The 18,828-nt window shown below is 62.6% G+C and carries 15 protein-coding genes; 5 read left to right on the plus strand and 10 right to left on the minus strand.

Annotated elements, in window-relative coordinates; all coding sequences use genetic code 11:
• Positions 1-111 precede the first annotated feature (111 nt).
• Together CFE35_RS09855 and CFE35_RS09860 are read right to left on the minus strand one after the other, a co-directional pair.
• Positions 112-252, minus strand: coding sequence for a hypothetical protein (locus tag CFE35_RS09855; RefSeq protein WP_292930427.1), 141 nt, complete (start codon positions 250-252; stop codon positions 112-114).
• 389 nt (positions 253-641) lie between these two features.
• The gene (locus CFE35_RS09860) at positions 642-1,847 is read right to left on the minus strand and encodes a site-specific integrase (RefSeq protein ID WP_292930428.1); all 1,206 of its coding nucleotides are present in this window, start codon (positions 1,845-1,847) and stop codon (positions 642-644) included.
• Between the two features lie 548 nt (positions 1,848-2,395).
• Here CFE35_RS09860 and CFE35_RS09865 point away from each other — a divergent pair.
• Positions 2,396-2,971, plus strand: a complete 576-nt coding sequence (locus CFE35_RS09865) for a hypothetical protein (RefSeq protein WP_292930429.1) — start codon at positions 2,396-2,398, stop codon at positions 2,969-2,971.
• 297 nt (positions 2,972-3,268) lie between these two features.
• On the opposite strand, the gene CFE35_RS09870 is transcribed toward CFE35_RS09865, so the two are convergent.
• From CFE35_RS09870 to CFE35_RS09880, 3 genes are all read right to left on the minus strand, one after another.
• The gene (locus CFE35_RS09870) at positions 3,269-4,363 is read right to left on the minus strand and encodes an acyltransferase (RefSeq protein WP_292930430.1); all 1,095 of its coding nucleotides are present in this window, start codon (positions 4,361-4,363) and stop codon (positions 3,269-3,271) included.
• 26 nt (positions 4,364-4,389) lie between these two features.
• Positions 4,390-6,468 carry a glycoside hydrolase family 3 C-terminal domain-containing protein gene (locus tag CFE35_RS09875; RefSeq protein WP_292930431.1) on the minus strand — a complete coding sequence of 693 codons (2,079 nt, stop codon included), beginning with the start codon at positions 6,466-6,468 and terminating at the stop codon, positions 4,390-4,392.
• 216 nt (positions 6,469-6,684) lie between these two features.
• Positions 6,685-8,949 carry a TonB-dependent receptor gene (locus CFE35_RS09880; RefSeq protein ID WP_292930432.1) on the minus strand — a complete coding sequence of 755 codons (2,265 nt, stop codon included), beginning with the start codon at positions 8,947-8,949 and terminating at the stop codon, positions 6,685-6,687.
• A 307-nt stretch (positions 8,950-9,256) separates the two neighbouring features.
• Here CFE35_RS09880 and CFE35_RS09885 point away from each other — a divergent pair, with 307 nt between their 5' ends.
• Genes CFE35_RS09885 through CFE35_RS09895 form a run of 3 tightly spaced genes read left to right on the plus strand, consistent with a single transcriptional unit; the run spans position 9,257 to position 13,228 of the window.
• Positions 9,257-10,303 carry a LacI family DNA-binding transcriptional regulator gene (locus CFE35_RS09885; RefSeq protein WP_292930433.1) on the plus strand — a complete coding sequence of 349 codons (1,047 nt, stop codon included), beginning with the start codon at positions 9,257-9,259 and terminating at the stop codon, positions 10,301-10,303.
• A gap of 23 nt (positions 10,304-10,326) precedes the next feature.
• Positions 10,327-11,763, plus strand: coding sequence for a DUF1593 domain-containing protein (locus tag CFE35_RS09890; RefSeq protein WP_292930434.1), 1,437 nt, complete (start codon positions 10,327-10,329; stop codon positions 11,761-11,763).
• Positions 11,756-13,228 (plus strand): hypothetical protein, encoded by a 1,473-nt coding sequence (locus tag CFE35_RS09895; protein ID WP_292930435.1) that lies wholly within the window; start codon positions 11,756-11,758, stop codon positions 13,226-13,228. Before CFE35_RS09890 ends, CFE35_RS09895 begins: the two co-directional genes overlap by 8 nt.
• Here the strand turns inward: CFE35_RS09895 and CFE35_RS09900 are convergent.
• The 5 genes from CFE35_RS09900 to CFE35_RS09920 form a co-directional block, all read right to left on the minus strand.
• Positions 13,225-14,238 (minus strand): oxidoreductase, encoded by a 1,014-nt coding sequence (locus CFE35_RS09900; RefSeq protein WP_292930436.1) that lies wholly within the window; start codon positions 14,236-14,238, stop codon positions 13,225-13,227. The two genes, CFE35_RS09895 and CFE35_RS09900, sit on opposite strands and share 4 nt — an antisense overlap.
• Before the next feature lie 65 nt (positions 14,239-14,303).
• Positions 14,304-14,807 carry a nuclear transport factor 2 family protein gene (locus tag CFE35_RS09905; protein WP_292930437.1) on the minus strand — a complete coding sequence of 168 codons (504 nt, stop codon included), beginning with the start codon at positions 14,805-14,807 and terminating at the stop codon, positions 14,304-14,306.
• 51 nt (positions 14,808-14,858) lie between these two features.
• The gene (locus CFE35_RS09910) at positions 14,859-15,716 is read right to left on the minus strand and encodes an aldo/keto reductase (protein WP_292930438.1); all 858 of its coding nucleotides are present in this window, start codon (positions 15,714-15,716) and stop codon (positions 14,859-14,861) included.
• A 23-nt stretch (positions 15,717-15,739) separates the two neighbouring features.
• Complete coding sequence (locus CFE35_RS09915; RefSeq protein WP_292930439.1) at positions 15,740-16,735, minus strand: aldo/keto reductase; 996 nt, start codon at positions 16,733-16,735, stop codon at positions 15,740-15,742.
• 48 nt (positions 16,736-16,783) lie between these two features.
• A complete protein-coding gene (locus tag CFE35_RS09920; protein WP_292930440.1) occupies positions 16,784-17,617 on the minus strand; it encodes an SDR family oxidoreductase in 834 nt (277 codons plus the stop codon).
• A 127-nt stretch (positions 17,618-17,744) separates the two neighbouring features.
• Here CFE35_RS09920 and CFE35_RS09925 point away from each other — a divergent pair, with 127 nt between their 5' ends.
• The gene (locus CFE35_RS09925) at positions 17,745-18,641 is read left to right on the plus strand and encodes a LysR family transcriptional regulator (RefSeq protein WP_292930441.1); all 897 of its coding nucleotides are present in this window, start codon (positions 17,745-17,747) and stop codon (positions 18,639-18,641) included.
• Positions 18,642-18,828 lie beyond the last annotated feature (187 nt).

Below are 18,828 nucleotides of genomic sequence, written 5' to 3' on the forward strand. Positions count from 1 at the left end.
GCTCAATAAAGCCATGTCGATCACTCCAATGTCCCCCGACCAGGCAGCCAGGGGGAAGGTCAGAACATGGGTCACTTCTCAGTGGAAATTATGCGCCTCCCGGGTCAGCTCTCAGTGGAAATCAACAGGCAATTGGGTGACCGTGCCGACTTTCGAGTTTTGCGGGAAGGTCAAGAACAGCAGTTTACGAACCAGAATCAGCGAGGAATGCAAACCGCCGTGGTTGCTGAAACGACGAGGCCGGGTTGCCATAACTGCCGTCGCACGGTGTTCCTTGCCCAGAGGCAAGCGGCTCCGCTCTTATAGTTTACCCGAGTCACCGTCGTTCCATTGGACACGACAAGGACGTGAGGCCCCGGCCCAAGCGTTTCTGGCTTTGGGTCAAACTGGTCAAAGAAGTTTGGAGTCGCTTTCGCGGTTGATGTTGCGCCTTGCGCCTGCGCCGAAACGGTCGCTGGAAATAACACCCAAAATGTAGCGGCAACACACAATATCGCGACCCGTGCGGGAAAGCGCGGCGCTTCTCTTGATCGCTGATACCGTTCGTTCATGGTTCCCCCGGACGCCAAGGTCCACAACGATTTTGAGCTATCGCTGATCCGCCAGACCTGCAAGGCCGCAAGCCCAAACGGAGTAGGAAGTTAAGAGCAGTAGGCCGCCCAAGCGTCCATGAGCTCCCGACGCTTCTCGAACAAATCGCCCCGGCGATAGGCGGCCTCGGCCTTGTTCTTGATCGTGTGCGCCAATGCCATCTCACAGACCTCGTGCGGGAACGGCGTTGTCTCGGCGGCCCAATCGCGAAAGGTCGAGCGGAAGCCATGCACGGTCACGATCTTGCCCCCGGCATTCACGTCCATCCGCCGAAGCAACATGCCCATGGCCATGTTTGAGAGCATCTTGGTCGGCGAGCGTCCGAAGATCAGGCTCTCGGGCTGGCGCTCAGCCTCTCCAAGCGTGACGTGAATCGAGCGCAGCAGATCCAACGCTCTCGGCGAAAGTGGGACGCGGTGCTGCCCGTCCCCGGCCTTTGCCGCCTTCACCTTCATGCGCTCGGCTGGGACCGTCCAGACAGCTTTCTCTAGGTCGACCTCGCCCCACTTGGCTCCCAACGCCTCGCCGGTCCTGACTGCCGTCAGGATCGTGAATTCGAGAAGCAGGGCGGCGGTGCCGTGCTGGGCGCGTAGGCGCTCCATGAAGCCCGGAAGCTCTTCGTAGGGCAGCGCGGTGTGGTTGCCCCGGTTGAGCCGGGTACGCGGCGGTAGACGGGTCTTGAGATTGCCCTTCCATTGAGCCGGGTTTTCACCGCTGCGCAGCCCGACAGCCTTCGCCGCATCGAGGACGCGCTCGATCCTGCCGCGCAAACGCTCTGCCGTCTCCGGCGTTTTGCTCCAGATTGGCTTGAGGACCGCCAGCACATCGGCGGTGGTAATCTGGTCGAGCCGTAGCGGGCGTAGCTTTGCCGCGTGCTGCTTGAGCGTCGTTTCCCATTGTGCGGCGTGCTTCGCGTTCTTCCATGAGGGCCGCAGGTCGGCAACGAAGACATCAGCAAACTCGCCGAAGGTCTGCCCCGGCTTGTCCTTGGCGCGCACAGAGCGCGGATCGTCGCCCCGCTCGATCGCGGCGCGCATCTCACCGGCAAGGGCGCGCGCGTCGGCCAGCTTCAGGTCACGGCCGCTGCCGATCCCCAGCTCGGTGCGCTTGCCAGCGCGGGTGTACATGAAAAGCCAGCGCCGACGGCCATCGCCATCGATCGCCAGGTATAGGCCCCCGCCGTCAGAGTGCCTGCCCGGTTCCTTGGTCTTCGCGACAAAAGTCGCGCTGAGCTTGTTCAGACTGCGTTGCGCCATCGGCCCCACCTTCAAACTGCGCCGGTCCCACTTCTGGATTGACCGGCCCCACTTTCGGCCCCACTTACTGAGTGAGTATCTGGGAAACATTCTGCAACAGCGTGAAGCAATCTGCAACGTAGAATGCCAGAATATCAGGGGTTTCAGCGGGTCTATGCGATTGCCTGTATCGCATGGAAAGGGAAATTAGGCGGACACCCTGTCCGCCAATAACTATTGGTTTAAATGACATTTTTTCGGTGTTGGGCGCAAATTAGCACAAAAGCTCCCCGATAGAGGGCTCGCTTGAAGCGGGATGTAGCTAGACAATCTCGCTCAAAAGGCGAGTGCCGGATTGTAGGTCGGGCAGCCCGCGCGCGCGTTATCTGGGCGCATAGTCACTTCGTGCGTAACGTGGGCAAGGGCCGTTCGCGGGCCGCCCGTTCTCAGCGCATCTGACATTTCTGCTGGCCGTTCAAATCGCGGAGAGCTAATTTAACCAGCAGGGAACGGGGTCGCGCATAGCGGTCAATTGGTTTGAAGGTGGCCGCCGTATCAACGGCTTTTTCATGGGGCTCGTTGCTCTCGGAGGGGCGGGACACCTGTTTCTTAGCAGTCCATCGACCGTGTTCCTGTTTAGCAGCACTCCAGATGAACCATGGTATTTCGCGCCGCGCGAGTGCGGGTATCCAAATGATACGGAGTATATCTCCGATCAAGAGCCGCCAGAGTTGAACGGACGAGAGGTCGCACTCTGTTTCGTGGCCGAAAAAGGCGACATATACTATGCAGAGGCCCCACCGCCGAAGGATGCGCCCCAGCCCCCACCGCCCATAGGAGGCGCGTCAACGGGTGCTAACCGCACGCCCACGCAAAAATGGTATTGGCATGGCGATAGTTACGATGAGCCGGTTAAGGCCTACATTGAAAAGCGCAAAGCGGACTTTGTTTTTACGCCAGACCTTATCCGCCAAATTCGGGACGGGTTTTCGACCCTGCGCTGGAATCGCTTCACCGCGCGCTGCAATGAGGCAGCCCCCTTTGTGTTCGGCACGATTTTGATCCTTTGGCTGGTCGCTGCCGTTGTGGGTTGGATCGTCCGTGGCTTTGCTGGCATACCGAGCGGTCAGGACTTCAGGCCTTAAAAGAAGAAAGACGAAACCAGCTAGGCCGTATCCCGCACCAGACGCGCACGGCCTGTCCGCCTTCACTGACATGCACATGCTTGACGGTTTGCTCGCGCGGCTGGTGCAGTCTCGCCAGCGCCTCCAGCGTTGATCGGCACGCCGCCTGCGCTTTGAGCGCAAGTCTCATGTACCGTCGTCTCGTTCGTTTTTTTGCGGGCGCTCGTCCATGAAACCAAGGGAGTCGAGCTGGAAGAAATGACCGGCTGATGAGGTGGAGCCGCGTCCCAGCGGCCGAACCAAAACACTGAATAGGTGTCAGCTTCCCGGCGCGACCTTGGATCCCAGCAAGCGACGAGACAGCCAGCCCCGCACGGGTTCGTCCCATAGGCGCAGGCCCAGCCAGGCAAGCAGCATCACGCTCATGAACAGCACCGGGGTTGCCGCGAGGCTGGTTGCAGGCGCACCGTGGCCGAACCGTGCATAGTCGATGAAGCAGTACACGAAGGGATAGTGCAGGATGTAGAGCGGATAAGAAAGTCGGCCGAGCAAGCTGCATGCGCGGATCGCCGCTTCACTAGCGCCGGAATGCGCGCCCAGCAGGATCACCGCCGGAAACACCACGATCACCGCCAGCGCTTCGGCAATGCCGTTACTGGTGGTTCCGGCCCCGCCGATGGCCGGCGCGGCAAAGATCGCAAGCAGCGCTAACGAAAGCGGCGCGAGCCCCAACCGGCAGGCTGGCAGATAGCCGACCGCGCGGTGGAGCCAGAGGCCGCAGACAAACGGAAAGGCAAGCCGCACCGGCGCCATCCACCAGCCATCAAAGCCGAAGCCCTTGCTCATCGTGCCAAAATGGGCGGCGGAGACCAGCGTGATGGCAGCACATGCCAGCGCGAGGCCAAACAAGGCGCGCAGGTCCAGCCGGCGCAGCACAAGCGCGTAGGCCAGGCTGCCGATATACTCCTGCAGCAGGGTCCAGGTCGGCCCGTCGAGCGAGTGGGTGTCGTCAAACCGCTCGGGCAGCGCGGGATAGGGCAGGACTAGCAGCGCTGCGGCGACAGTGAGCGCCATTCGCAACGCGGAGACACCGTGGTCAGGCCCAGGATAGGGCGAGAGCACATAGGCCGTTGCACCGAAGGCAGTCGCCAGAAGGACCAGCGGGTGCAAGCGGATCAGCCGCCGGAGCAGAAACTGGCCAGTGCTCATCTCCGGCCAGCGCTCGTCGTAAGCGTAGCCGATCACGAAGCCCGAAAGGCCGAAGAAGAAATCGACCGCAAGCGCCCCGTGCGGCAACACATTGCCTGCCGGATCGCCTCCAGCCAGCACTTCTGAAAGGTGGAACACGACGACGAGGATCGCCGCCACGCCGCGCAAGCCGTCAAGGACGGCGTAGTGCTGCTTTACCTGCATGGCGGTTCCCGATCCTCTGGGTCTGATCAGTCCTTCCAGCTGCGCGCGGCCATGCGAACCGTAACCGGCGTGCCCAGATGCTCGGCATCGTCGCCAAGCGCGAAGGTGTAGGCACCTGCGGGGAGCGACCACCCGCCGTCCTTCCAGTCCGCCAGAATGCGCGGATCGAACGTGACCTTCACGGTCTGCGAGGCCCCCGGCTGGAGATCGACGCGGGCAAACCCGGCGAGCCGCTGCTTGGGTGCACCGGCCCGCGAGACCAGATAGACCTGACCCACTGTGGCACCCTGCCGGCTGCCCGTGTTCTGGACCGTGAAGCTGGCACTCATGCCCGAAACCTTGAGCCCCGAACTGGCGAAGGTGGTGTAGCTTAGCCCGAAGCCAAACGGGAACAGCGCCTTGTGCAGGTTCCGCGCGAACCAACGATACCCGACGTCTGATCCCTCGATATTGTAGTTGGCATCGAGCTTCGTATCGGGGGTCGGCGGATCACCGGCGAAATTGGGCTCCAGATCAAAATACCCATCAATCACCGAACGCGGCAACTGGGCCGCACTGGCCGGGAAAGTGATCGGCAAATGGCCGCTGGGATTTACTTTTCCGAACAGCACATTCGCAATCGCCTCACCGCCGCGCCCGCCGGGGAACCAGGCTTCGATAACCGCCGCCGTCTTGCCGAGCCACGGCATGTCCACAGGATTGCCCGTCTCCAGCACGACGATGGTATTGGGATTGGCCTCCGCCACTGCGGCGATCAGCGCGTCCTGCCCGTTTGGCAGCGAGAAGTCCGCAGAATCCTGCCCTTCGGTCGACCACTTGGTGGCGAACACGATGGCCACATCGCTCGTCTTCGCCTGCGCCACGGCATCGGCAATCGTGGAGCCGTCTCGGTAGATTACCTGCGCTTCCGGCGCGAGCGCCTTGATCGCCTTGAGCGGGGCGGAAGCGTGATACTGGATCTGCATGAACGCTGCGAATGGACCATCGCCGCCGAGCGGGATCGACACCGCCGGACCGCCGGGCAGCTGCACCTGGCTCGAACCCGCCCCCGACATCACGCCGGAATTGGCAAAGCCGCCGATAACGGCAATGCGCTTGGCAGACGCCGCCAGCGGCAGCGCGCCGTTCTGGTTGCGCAAAAGGACGATGCCCTGCTCCGCTGCTGCCAGCGCAACTGCTCCATTTGCGGCAAAATCAATCGCACCGCTAGGCTTGGCGGGATTGGTATCGAGGTGGTACTTGAAGATCTGCGAGAGGATCCGGGTGTTCATGTCCACCAGCTTGGCGGCATAGGCCGGATCGCTCGCGGCCTTGGCCTGCAGGTCCTTCGCGAAGAACACCTTGGGATCGAGCTGCTCGCCCGATTGCTGATCAAGTCCGTTCAGCGCGGCATCAAGGCTGGGCACTGCGCCCCAGTCCGACATGACGAAGCCCTTGTAGCGCCAATCGCGCTTGAGGACCTTGTTGAGCAGCCAGTCGCTGTCGCAGCCATGCGCGCCGTTAACCACGTTGTAGGAGCACATTACCGATCCAGGCTGGCCCTGTTCGATGCCGATCTGGAACGCCAGCAGATCGCTTTCGCGCGCGGCGGATTCGCTGATGACGCTGTTCACGAACTTGCGGCCGGTTTCCTGCCCGTTGAGCGCGAAGTGCTTGATTGTCGAAATGATGTCGTTCGACTGGATACCCCGGATCGCTGATCCGACGAGCACGCCGGTCAGCAGCGGATCTTCAGAGAGGTATTCGAATGTGCGACCATTGCGGGGGTCGCGGGTAAGGTTCGCACCGCCTGCCAGCAGCACGTTGAAGCCCTTGGCGCGGGCTTCCGAGCCGATCATCGCGCCGCCCTTGAAGAGAATATCAGGGTTCCAGCTTGCGGCCTGTGCCAGACCGGAAGGCAGTGGGGTCGAGCCATCCTTGCGGATGCCCATCACATAAGCAACGCCGAGGCTGGCATCGGATTCCCTAAGCGCTGGCACACCCAGCCGCGCAATGCCGGGGACATAGCCGGCGCCAAGAACAGCGTCTGCCGGGACAACGATTCCGGGAACGAACGGCACCGCAATGATGCCATGGGTGAGCACGACCCTTTCGTCTGCGCTCATCTGCTTCACAGTTGCAGCAGCCCGGGCCTCCGCATCAGCCGCAGGAGCCGGCTTAGCCTCAGTCAACATGGGTGCCGAGAGCGCTGCAGCAGCGACACCGATGGCGATTGCGTTTCGATAAGACATGGTCCGTCCCCTGGGAAATTCAGCAATATCGTTGGAAATCAAAAAAACGGGCCGCAACCGGAGTTGCGGCCCGAGAGGAGGGTTCTCAGATCAGAACTTCACTCCGGCGCGCACGCCGTAGAGACGCGGCGCACCAATCGTGGCACCGGCGGCAAGGCCGGTCGATGCGTTCGAGATGGTGATCTTGTTCTCGATGTTCCGGACAAAGCCCTGCACATAGTAGCGATCACCCGGCGCTGTGTAGGTCAGCGTCGCATCGGTCTTGGTGAACGACGGCTGGCGGAACTGCGACAGGTTGTTGAGATCGATGATGAAGTATTCCGAGCTCATCCGGCTTCGCACCGCTGCTTCGAAACGGCCGCCATTGCCCAGCGGGAACACCTTGGTCATCCCCACCGTCGCCACGTGCTTGGGTGCCTGATCGAGCGCAGCCCCCGTGAACGAGAAGTTCGGGAAGTTCACCGGATCGGGCGAGAACTTGGAATAGCGGGCATTGGTATAGGTATAGCCGAGGTCGAAGGTCAGCGTGTTGCTGGGCTTGAGGGTCGCTTCCAGTTCGAGGCCGTCGACCTTGGCCTTGGCGGCGTTGCTGATCAGCGTTGCCGGGATCGGCACGGTGACCACCTGACTGACTTGCAGGCTGCTGTAATCATAGTGGAACACCGCCGCATTGAAGCGGAACGCGGGCGAGATGCGGAACTTCACGCCGGCTTCGTAGTTCGTGAGGTTCTCGGGGTTGTAGTAGAGTACTGCGGGCGTCAGCGCGCAGCCCACGCCGCTGCCGGTCACGCAGCCATCGTTGAAGCCACCCGCCTTGTAGCCGGTCGAAACCGCTGCGTAGACAAGGCCGAGACCCGGCACATCATAGTCGAGGCCGACCTTCCAGATCGTCTTCTTGAATGTGCGCGAGGCGATGTTCTCGTTCAGCACGCAGCGCGCCTTGCCGCAGATCGACTTGGTCACGTCCGCAAAATCGACCACGGTCGCGCCGTTACGCGACTTGAAGTCGTTGTTGTAGCGGATGCCGCCAGTGAGGTGGAAATCAGGCGTAATGTCATACGTCAGCTGGCCGAACACGGCCTTCGAGCGCGAAACGGTGGGTCCTTGCGGGAACGCGAAGCCGGTCGCGTTCGGCACCACGAAGCCCGAAAGAGGCGCACCAAGGTTGAACTCGATCGCCGACTTTTCGTGGAAGTAGTAGCCGCCAATCTGCCCGTGCAGCGGGCTGCCCTTGCCGAAGGCGAGGCGCAGTTCGTGGCTGTCCTGCTTGAAGTTGCCAAAGAAGAACGCCGGGTTGTTGAGCGCGCCGAACAGCAGCAGGTTGCGCGTGTCGTTGCGGTCGGTTTTGCGATAGGAGCCGAGGTAAGTCGCCTGCACCGGCCCGAAATCATAGGTGAACTCGCCCATGATGCCGTAGTTCTTGTTGTTGCGCTGAGTGGGATAGGTCGGCGCCACAGTCAGCGTGCGCTGGAAATCGGCATCGCCATCGCGGTAGACCGGGTTCTTCGTCTTGATGCCCACGGTGGCGGGATCATAGAACCGGTCGAGCGTGACGGTGTTGCCGTTGGTGCCCGAACCCTTGGTGTTCGAGTAATCGCCGCGGATCACGAAAGTGAGGTTTTCGCCGACCTTTCCGCCGAACGAAAGCCGGCCCGAAAACACCTCGCGGAACGGATTGAGCTTCATGGTTGCGGGGCTTGCCAGCGTGTAGAACGGATCCTGGCGCTGGTAGTTCACAGCCGCGCGCACGCCGAGGCCATCGGCAACGCGCAGGTTGATCATGCCGCTGGCATCGACGCTGTCGAGATTGCCATAGCTCGCGTCGACCGAAGCGCCGAACTCGTCCTTGGGCAGCGCGCTGATCACGTTGATCACGCCCGCCGTCGTGTTGCGACCATAGAGCGTGCCTTGCGGTCCGCGCAGCACCTCGATGCGCTCAACATCATAGAAGCTGCCCAGCACGTCGGCAGGCCGCGCGATGTAGATGCCGTCCTGCAGGAACGCCGCCGAAGGATCGCCCTTCTCGGTCGTATCGGTGCTGGTCACGCCGCGAATCGAGATGCGCACCGCATCGCCGCTTTCGGTGAGTGCGAGATTGGGCACGGAGTTTGTCAGTGCGCGCGCATCGGTCACGCCCGCGCTGCGCAGCTGGTCACCGTTGAGCGCGGTCAGCGTGATCGGGGTCTTGGAAAGCAGGGTCGACTGGCGCGACGCGGTGACGATGATGTCGCCGGTGGCGGCCGCCGCCGAAGCGTCGGCTTCCTGCGCCGGCTGGTCGGTTTGGGCATTCTGCGCAAAGGCTGGTGTCGCCAGCGCAAAGACCGATGCGAAGCAAGCGGTGCGGATCAACTTCATGGAACTTCCCTCCCATTCTTGCGCCGGGCCGTTCTGGCCTGATCACAAATTCATATGCGGCCGCACCGTATGCGCAGACGCCAGACACAGGTCTCCCAGCCCGAAAATCGAGTTTTGGTTGACCAAAAATATTAGGAAACAGTGCCTTGGCACTTTGCCGAGCAGACCCGACGTTTGTTTCCGCTCCCGTGTGCGGGCTGCCTGCCCATCTTCAAGAATCGGCTTGATCTATTTTGGCAGCGCTGTCAAGACTGCGCTGTCAATTCAAAAGGGATGACGAGGGAAGAGGACCCGATATACAGCCAGCATGAACATAAACCCCCGCCTCGCCCCCAATTCCCATGCCACCATGGCCGACGTCGCGCAGCTTGCCGGTGTCTCGCTCAAGAGCGTCTCGCGCGTGGTGAACCGGGAGCCCCACGTCTCGGAAAAGCTGCGCCTCAAGGTCGAGGCCGCGATTGCCGAACTGTCGTTCGTACCAGATCAGGCAGCCCGGTCACTCGCCGGCGCGCGGTCCTTCACGATCGGCCTGATCTTGGACAACCCCAGCCCGAACTACACCATGAAGCTTCAGGCAGGCGTCTACCGCGCGTGCACTGCGCATCAGTATCATCTGCGGATCGACCAGATTGATTCGATGCGCAGCGAAGTCGAACTGACCGCCCTGTTCGAGGCGATGCTGCGCAACACCCGCTGCGACGGCTTCATCCTCACCCCGCCGCTCTCAGACAACCGGCTTCTTCTCGAATTTTTCGACCAGCGCGGCGTCATGTATGTCCGGATCGCGCCTGATTTGGAGCATGATCGCGGTGCGGGCGTCGCTATCGACGATGCTGCTGCCGCTGCCCTGGTGGCACAGCATTTCTGGGCAAATGGCCACCGCCGCTTCGGCATCGTCAACGGACCGTTAGACTACGGCGAAGCGCGCAGCCGCCGCGAAGGATTTTTGGCAGGGCTTGCTGCTTTGGGCGCAACGGAGCCGGTCGCGGAAGCCGATGGCAACTTCCTGTTCGAAGGCGGCATTGAGGCAGGACGGAAACTTCTGGCCGGGCCGAACCGTCCCACCGCCATTTTTGCGGGCAATGACGATTCCGCCGCCGGCACCATGGTCGCCTGCCTTGAGCAAGGGCTCGCTGTGCCGCGCGACATTTCCATCTGCGGCTTTGACGATAGCTGGGTGGCCAAATCGGTCTGGCCCTATCTCACGACAATCTATCAGCCGATCGAAGAGATGGGATTTGCCGCCGCCGAGCTGCTGATCGAGCGTGAACCGGACCAGCGCAAGCTCTTGATGCTCGATTTCCATCTCGTTGAGCGCGATTCCGTGGCGCAAGCCCCACCGGCTATCGATTGACGGGACGGCGGCCTTGGTACGCGGTGGCGCTGGCCACCGCGCTGGCCGCACTCACAGTGCCGGGCCTTGTCGTGGCCGATGCTCCCCGCCCCCGGCTGTTCGTCCTTACCGATATCGGCAACGAGCCGGACGATCAGATGTCGCTGGTGCGGCTGCTGCTCTATTCCAACGAGATCGAGATCGAAGGCATCGCAGCGACCACTTCTGTCTGGCAGAAAACCAAGGCCTCCCCCGAGATCGCAGCGTCGGTGATTGACGGCTATGCGGCAGTTCTCCCGAACTTGCGTTCGAACGCAAGCGGATGGCCGGACGCGCAAATTCTCCGTTCCCGGCTGACCTCCGGTGTATCAGGTTATGGGCTGGCAGCGATCAACCCCGCACATCCCTCCCCCGGCGCACTCGCTCTTCTTGCGGCGGCTGGGCGCACGGATAGCGGGCCGCTCTGGGTTACCGCATGGGGCGGCACCGCCACGCTCGCCGAGGCGCTGCAAGTGGCGCGCCGCACGATGGCCCCGGCAGAGCTGGCCGCACTGGTCGCACGTCTCAGGGTCTATGCGATCAGCGATCAGGATGACGCAGGGCCCTGGCTGCGGCGTGAATTTCCGGACTTGTGGTACATCATCTCTCCCTCCAGCCAGGATGGCGGCGACTATGCCCGGGCGACCTGGACCGGCATTTCAGGCGATCGCTACTACCGCAATGGCGAGGGAGCGGATTTCACCAAGGTCAGCAACGCATGGCTCGATCTGGCTATCCGCAAGGGCCCGCTAGGAGCGCACTATCCGCGCTACATGTTCATCATGGAAGGCGACACGCCGTCGTTCCTTGGCCTCATCCCTAATGGCCTCAACGCGCCGGAGCATCCCGATTGGGGCGGCTGGGGCGGACGCTATGTACTGCGCCAACCGTCTGGCGAGAGCCGCCCGATCTGGACGCAGGGCGGCGACAGCTTCTTCCGGACGACCTCGGCCGACACGGTGAACGGCCATACATCGGATCAGGCGACGATCTGGCGCTGGCGCAGCGCCTTCCAGAACGATTTCGCCGCGCGAATCGACTGGACGCTGATGCCCTATGCCAGCGCCAATCACCCGCCCAGGGTCGTCGTGGACGGCGATGCCAGCCTCGAACCATTGCACGTCAGGGCGCACACTGGCTCGCAGCTTCGCCCCGACGCCGGTGCCAGCCGCGATCCGGATCGCCAAAAGCTCGATTTCCAATGGTTCGCCTATGACGAGGCTGGCTTCATCGGCGCAGGCCCTGCCGCCCAGCTGCGCATCGACCGCGCGAACACGCCGCGCCCCGTCATCACCGTCACCGCGCGCTGCGCCCCGGCATGGCTGCCGCTGATGCCCTGCCCCAAGGCGAACACAGCCCACGTCATTCTCGCCGTGACCAATTACGGCACCCCCCGCCTCACCCGGTACCGCCGGATCATTGTGGAGATTTCCGATGAGTGACACGTTTGCCCGCCGCGAAGCGATTAAGGCCATCGGCGCAAGTGCCGCGTTACTGCCGGTCGCGGCGCGCGCCGCCGATCCGGCCAGCAAGATCGCCTGGCTGGAAACGACGCGCGATGCTCCCGGCCGCCGTGTTTCCGCGCCGGCATTCAGCCCGCCGCCGGCCAGCCTGTTCGATGCCGATGCGACAGTGCTGCTGGACAAGCCTGGCCGTACGGTCGCCGGGTTCGGCGGCGCATTCAGCGAAAAGGGCTGGCAGGCGCTGTCGGTGCTCCCCGAAAGGGCGCGCTGGTCGGCGATGGACGCGCTGTTCGGCGCCGAGGGCTGCAACTTCAGTCTGTGCCGCACCCCGCTGGGCGCCAATGACATTTCGCGCGGCTGGTATAGCTATGACGAAACGCCGGGCGATTTCGCGCTGGCCCAGTTCTCCACTGCCAATGACCGCGATACGCTGATCCCATTCATCAAGGGCGCGCAGCAATTGCAGCCCAAGCTGCAACTCTGGGCCTCGCCGTGGTCCCCGCCGACATGGATGAAGCGCACCGGCCACTATGCGCAGGCCCCCGCATGGCCGGGCCAGCCGGACAACGGCATAAAGCCCGACCAACTCGGCAAGGAAGGCGAAGATTCCTTCATTCAGGAAGACCGCTATTTCGATGCCTATGCCCGCTATTTCCGCCGCTATGTCGAGGAATACGGCGCGGCCGGCATCCCCATCGGCATGGTCATGCCGCAGAACGAGTTCAATTCCGCCCAGCCCTTCCCCAGTTGCTGCTGGTCTCCCGAAGGCCTCGCCCGGTTCCTGCCGTTTCTCGGCAAAGAAATGGACAAGGCAGGCGTCAAAGTCTTCTTCGGCACGCTGGAGCGCGGCAATCCCGATCTGTTTGCCCGCGTGCTCGCCAATCCCGAAGCGGCCAAGGTCATCAACGGCATCGGCGTGCAATGGGCCGGCAAGGGCGCACTCACCACGCTGCGCGCGCGCTATCCCGATCTCGAGATCTGGGGTTCGGAGCAGGAATGCGGCGTCGGCACCAATGACTGGCACTACGCCCGCTATGGCTGGGAGACGATCAAGCGCTATTTCGAAGCCGGTGCGACCGCGTGGCATTACTGGAACCTCGCCATGCCAACGGGCGGCATGAGCGGCTGGGGTTGGCCGCAGAACGCGCTGGTCGAGGTGGACACCAAGCGGCGCAGCTACCGCCTGACCAACGACTACTGGCTGCTGCGCCATATTGCCGGGGCCGTCCGCCCGGGCGCAAAGCTGATCCCGGTCGACAGCTTCTTCGGCTTCAACGATCAGCTCGCTTTCCGAAATCCGGATGGCTCGCTGGTACTGGTGGCAAACAACAGCCTCGGTCAGCGGCAGGCGGTGCGTTATGTCGTGGGCAAGCAGATGCTGGAGCTGAAGCTGGCCCCGGATTCGCTCAACACCATTACCATCCCAGCCGCCATGCTGGGCTAAAGCAGGATTTCCCGGCGCTGATCGCTGCTGGCAATCCCGGCAGCGATCACTTCCATGACGGCAAGCGCTTCTTCGGCGCTGACCGGCATGGGTCCTTTGCCCGCCAAGGCAGCAGCAACGCCGCGGTAAAAGGCGAGGTAGTCGCCGCGCTCGGGCACCACTACGCTGATGGTGCCGTCAGCCTGGGTCAACCGGCCGGGGCTCGGATCTATCCCCCATGCGGGGTCACCCGGCCGCACGCCTGCCTTCGATTGCTCTTCCTGGTTGTCGAGCCCGTGCTTGACGAAGCTGCCGCGCGTGCCGTGCACCGCGAGACGCAGAGCATGATCAGCCGTCAGCTGGCTGATATGCAGCGATACGCGCCGATCAGAATAACGAAGCAGGACTTCTGCGTGATCAACTGCATGCCCGCCGAGCTTGAGAACAGCGAGGTCCGCGCTCACCGCTTGCGGCCGCCCAAACAGCACCAGCGCCTGATCCGCCAGATGCGGCCCGAGATCCTGCCAAACCCCACCCGCGCGCCGGTCCTTCCAGCGCTCACCCGGTTCCGGCCGGAACCGGTCGAAGCGGCTCTCCATGGCCGTGATCTCGCCCAGCACGCCTTCGGCGATCAGCCGGCGCAGGGTGAGGAAATCAGCATCCCAGCGGCGGTTGTGGAAGACGGAGAGCATCAGCCCGCGCGCCGCCGCGTATGCCGCCACGCGGCGCGCTTCCTCCAGTGTCGGCGCCAGCGGCTTGTCTATCACCACATGCTTGCCCGCATCGAGCGCGGCCAAGGCTTGCTCTGTATGCAGGTGATCGGGAGTAGCCAGCACCACCAGATCGATCGAGCAATCCGCAAGGACGGCTTCCAGCGTGGGAACAACCAACGCGTCCGGGTACTCCACAGCCACATCCGCGGCGCGGGACGAGACCACAGCCGCCAGCTTCAGCCCCGGCGTTGCGGCGATGAGCGGCGCGTGGAACGCCTTGCCAGCCAGGCCAAAGCCAATGAGCGCGATCCGGTGCATGGTCTTCCTCAGCGCAGGTGTTCTGGTTGAGTCTGCCCCTACCTCAACTGCCGCGTCAGGTGCTTCTAATTTCCGCTGAAAGCGGCCTTAACCGGACGGAGCAGATGCGAAAAGGTCAGCTGGACCAGATGCCACTTGCCGCCCCGTCGCGAATAAACCGCCGTGACCATGAAGGGATTGATCACTTCATGGGTACCGACTGCGGCCTGGAGGTCCAGATCCTCCAGCACCACGGCCGTGTTGCCGAATATCCGCACATCGACCGCGCCAATCACGACCTTCTTGTACCAGATGCCTCCGCTGGCGATGGTTTTGAGTTCGCTTGTCTTCCCCCATGTGCCGCCCATGTGGGTGAACATGGCCTTGTCATCGAAGAGCGCCGTCAGCGGCTCGACGGACTTGCTCGCCATCCACTCCCACTTCCGGTTCGACAGATCGATCAGCTCCTGCTCGGCCCGGGTGTGCGTGGCGGCGGTCGTGATCGTCTCGCTGGGCGGTGCTGGCGATTGCTGCGCCAGTGCCGGCGCTGCGAGCGATGACAGGAAGAGACCGAAAGCAAGCATTTTCATGGTGATGGTCCTTAGGCAGGTGTCAGTCCGGCAGCCCCGTTCGGCTGCAGCTCAAATTGTCCGGGTGCCAAGCCACTTGACCATGGCCGGGTCACGATGATCGAAAAAGCTGCTGGCGTTCTGATCGAGCGTGGCGATCGCAGCAATATCGTCGTGATCGAGTTCAAATCCGAACACATCGAAATTCTCGGTCATGCGGTCCTTGCGAACTGATTTGGGGATGGCGACCACGCCGCGCTGGATCAGCCAGCGCAGCACCACCTGAGCGATGGTCTTGCCGTGCTTGCCTGCGATCTGCTGCAAGACGGCGTTGGTGAACAAGCCATTCCTGCCCTCGGCAAACGGCCCCCACGCCTCAGCCTGAACGCCGTATTCCTCAAGAATGGTCACGGCGTCGGCCTGCTGGTGGAATGGATGGATCTCGATCTGGTTCACCGCCGGCTTCGTTTCGTTGTGAAGAACGAAATCGACCAGGCGATCCGGTTGGAAGTTGCTGATGCCGATTGCCCGGATGCGCCCGGCCTTGTGCAGTTCCTCCATGGCACGCCACGCGCCATAGACGTCACCGTATGGCTGATGGATCAGGTAGAGATCGAGATAGTCGAGCCCCAGCTTGTTGATCGATCGTTCGAATGCCGCCTTGGCCCCCGCATAGCTCGCGTCCTGAACCCAGAGCTTGGTCGTGACGAAAAGCTCTGCCCGGTCGATGCCATGGTTTTTGATCGCAGCGCCAACCGCTTCCTCATTGCCATAGGAAGCGGCGGTGTCGAGCAGGCGATAGCCAACGTCGATGGCATCGCGAACGCTGCGTTCGCACTCCGCCGGATCGGCCATCTGGAACACGCCAAAGCCGAGTAGCGGCATTTGGACGCCATTGTTCAGCGTAACGGTGGGGACGCGTGTGGGCATGTCGGTTCCTTCCGGGTTGCGGCTCAGCGGTTTACGGTGGCCATCAAGGCGGGCGGATAGCGGGTTCCCTCGATGGTGACCGCCGCTGCCGCCGCCTCGATCCGTGCCATGTCATCGGCGGTCAGTACGATCTCCGCCGCGGCAGCATTTTCCTGCATCCGGTGCAGTTTGCTGGTGCCCGGGATCGGCACGATCCAGGGCCGCAGCGCCAGCAGCCAGGCCAGCGCGATCTGCCCGGTGGTCGCGCCCTTGCCGCGGGCGATCTCGCCCAACAGCTCAACGAGCTTCATGTTGTGTGCATGGGCCTCGCCATGGAAGCGCGGGATGCCCTGGCGAATGTCGCCTTCGCCAAACTGCGTGTCCGCCGCGATGGTCCCCGTCAGGAAACCCTTGCCAAGCGGGCTGAACGGCACGAGGCCGATGCCCAGTTCTTCCAGCGTCGGCAGGATCTCGGCCTCGATGTCGCGCGTCCACAGCGAGTATTCGCTCTGCAAGGCGGTGACAGGATGCACGGCATGGGCCTTGCGGATGGTTGCGGCGCTGGCTTCGGAAAGGCCGAAATGCTTGACCTTGCCTTCGGCCACGAGGTCTTTCACCGCGCCAGCCACATCCTCGATCGGCACCTCCGGATCGACCCGGTGCTGATAGAACAGGTCAAGGCAATCGACCCGCAGCCGCCGCAGCGAATCCTCCGCCACCTGGCGAATGCGGGCGGGTGAGGAATCCACGCCCCGCACCGGCGGCGTGGACTCGGGATCGATCTTGAATCCGAACTTGGTCGCGATCACCACCTCGCCGCGGAACGGCGCAAGCGCCTCGCCCAGCAATTCTTCGTTGGTCCAAGGCCCATAGACCTCGGCCGTATCGAAGAAGGTGACTCCGGCCTCGACCGCGGCGCGCAGCAGCGCAATCGCATCTTCGCGCTCGATCGGCGAGGTCTTGTTGTAGCCAAAGCTGAGACCCATGGCGCCAAAGCCGATTTCGCTGACAGCGAGATCGCCAAGATTGCGTCGTTTCATTGCGTGGTAATCCTTCCAGACAGGGATGGGGATCGAACAGAGCAGGACTTAGCCCGGTGTCGGGAGCTTTCCGGCGCGCATCGCGGCGATGACGCCGCCATCGATCAGCAGGTCACTGCCGGTAATGAATCCGGCATCGGGGCCAAGGAGGAAGCCGGCCGCAATCGCGATTTCTTCCGGCGGGGCCATCCGCTTCGAAGGCGAGGCTGCTACCATTCCCCGATAGATATCGCCGATCTCGGAATTGAGTTCATGTGCGGCGAGCGGGGTGACGATGATCCCGGGGCTGATCGCGTTGACGCGCGCCCCGCGTTCGCCCCAGCGCATCGCTTCGGCCTGGACCCGGAGGAAATTGGCGCGCTTGGCGACCATGTAGGCGACCAGCGTGTTGGGGATCGCATCCGCCTGCAGAAAGGGCAGCGCAAGCAGCTCGTCGGCAGGGGTGTGGGCCAGCCGCTTCTCGTCTTCCTCGGGCAGCTGGCGCATCATGTGTCCGGCCATGCTCGAAATGATGAGCCCCGCGCCGCCGGGTGCGATCACCTCGCCAAACTCCTCGAAGACAACCGCCGAGCCGTAGAGATCGACTTCAAGCACCTTCTCGACCGATGCCATGTTTGGCGAGAGGCCTGCCGTGTTGATCACCTGGGCAACAGACCCAAGGGCAGCGGCCTTGCTTGCCAGCGCCTTCACCGAGGCGCGCTGCGTCACGTCCACCGCCTGCGTCTCGACCGCATAACCAGCATTGGCAAGAGCCTGCGCCGCCGAGGCAAGCACAGCTTCGTTCCAGTCCGCGAGGAGGATCGTCCGGCCGAAACCCTGCCGGCGTGCGATGGCAGAGCCGATTCCGCCAGCGCCGATGACAACGATCACATCTGTTTTCATCTGTCCGGTTCCTCATGCCACGGCGGTCAAACAAAGGGCCGCGCGCTGCTGCGAAGACGCAGTAGGGCATGGGCTTTTGAGCGAATATACGCTAAGTTTCACATGCGGTTATACTCGGAGCTTATCAATGCGGCGTGAAGAGCTAAGCGATCTGGCGGTCTTCCTGGCCGTTGCCGAAGCCCGAAGCTTCACGCGAGCTGCCGCAGTGCTGGGCACCTCGCAATCGGCTATCAGCCAGATCGTCAGGAGGCTGGAAGCCAGTCTGGGGCTCAAACTCCTGTCCCGGACGACGAGGAATGTCGGTGTCACTGAAGCGGGCGAACGGCTTCTCGAAACGCTCTCGCCTGCCCTTGCCGACATCGACGCACGGCTGGCGGAACTGAGCCAGCTACGCGAACAGCCATCCGGCACAGTCCGGATCACCTGCAGCCAGCATGCCGCAGAAACCGTTCTCTGGCCGGCGGTCGAAGCCGTGATGGCGCGCTACCCGGATGTGCATATCGAGCTTTCGATCGACAGCGCGCTGACCAATATCGTCAGCGAGCGGTTTGATGGCGGGGTCAGGTTGGGCGAGCAGGTGGAGAAAGACATGATCGCGGTGCGCATCGGTCCCGATCTCCAGATGCTGGTCGTTGGCGCGCCTGCGTATTTCGAACGCCACGGCCGCCCCCTGACGCCGCGCGATCTGACCATGCATTACTGCATCAACTTGCGCATGGCGACCCGCGGCGACCTCTATGCCTGGGAGTTCGAGCGGGATGGCCATCCGCTCAATGTGCGGGTTGGCGGGCGACTGGTTGTCAATCACGGCGAGATGGCCATCCGCGCCGCCCTCGCCGGCCTTGGTCTGGCTTTCGTGATGACTGATCGCATTGCAGTGGAACTGGACAGCGGCGCACTCGTGCCGGTGCTCGAGGAGTGGAGCCCGCCGTTTTCCGGCTATCACCTCTATTATCCGGACCGGCGTAACCTCACTTTGGGCTTTCGCGCCCTGCTGGATGAACTTCGGTCACGCGCCAGCTAGCGGAAAGGGGTAGTCCACACGGACGATATTGCGGAGCCAATAAAACCAATCCATCTAACATTTGGGACAATATGTGGGTCGAGAAATTTTTGGTTTCCATTTTTTGTTTTTAATCGGATACATACACCAATATTCCGGATGGCACCCTGTCCGCCAGTTCATGCTTCCACGGTGCAAACGCGGTCAA

This window comes from Novosphingobium sp. PASSN1, from assembly GCF_002278815.1.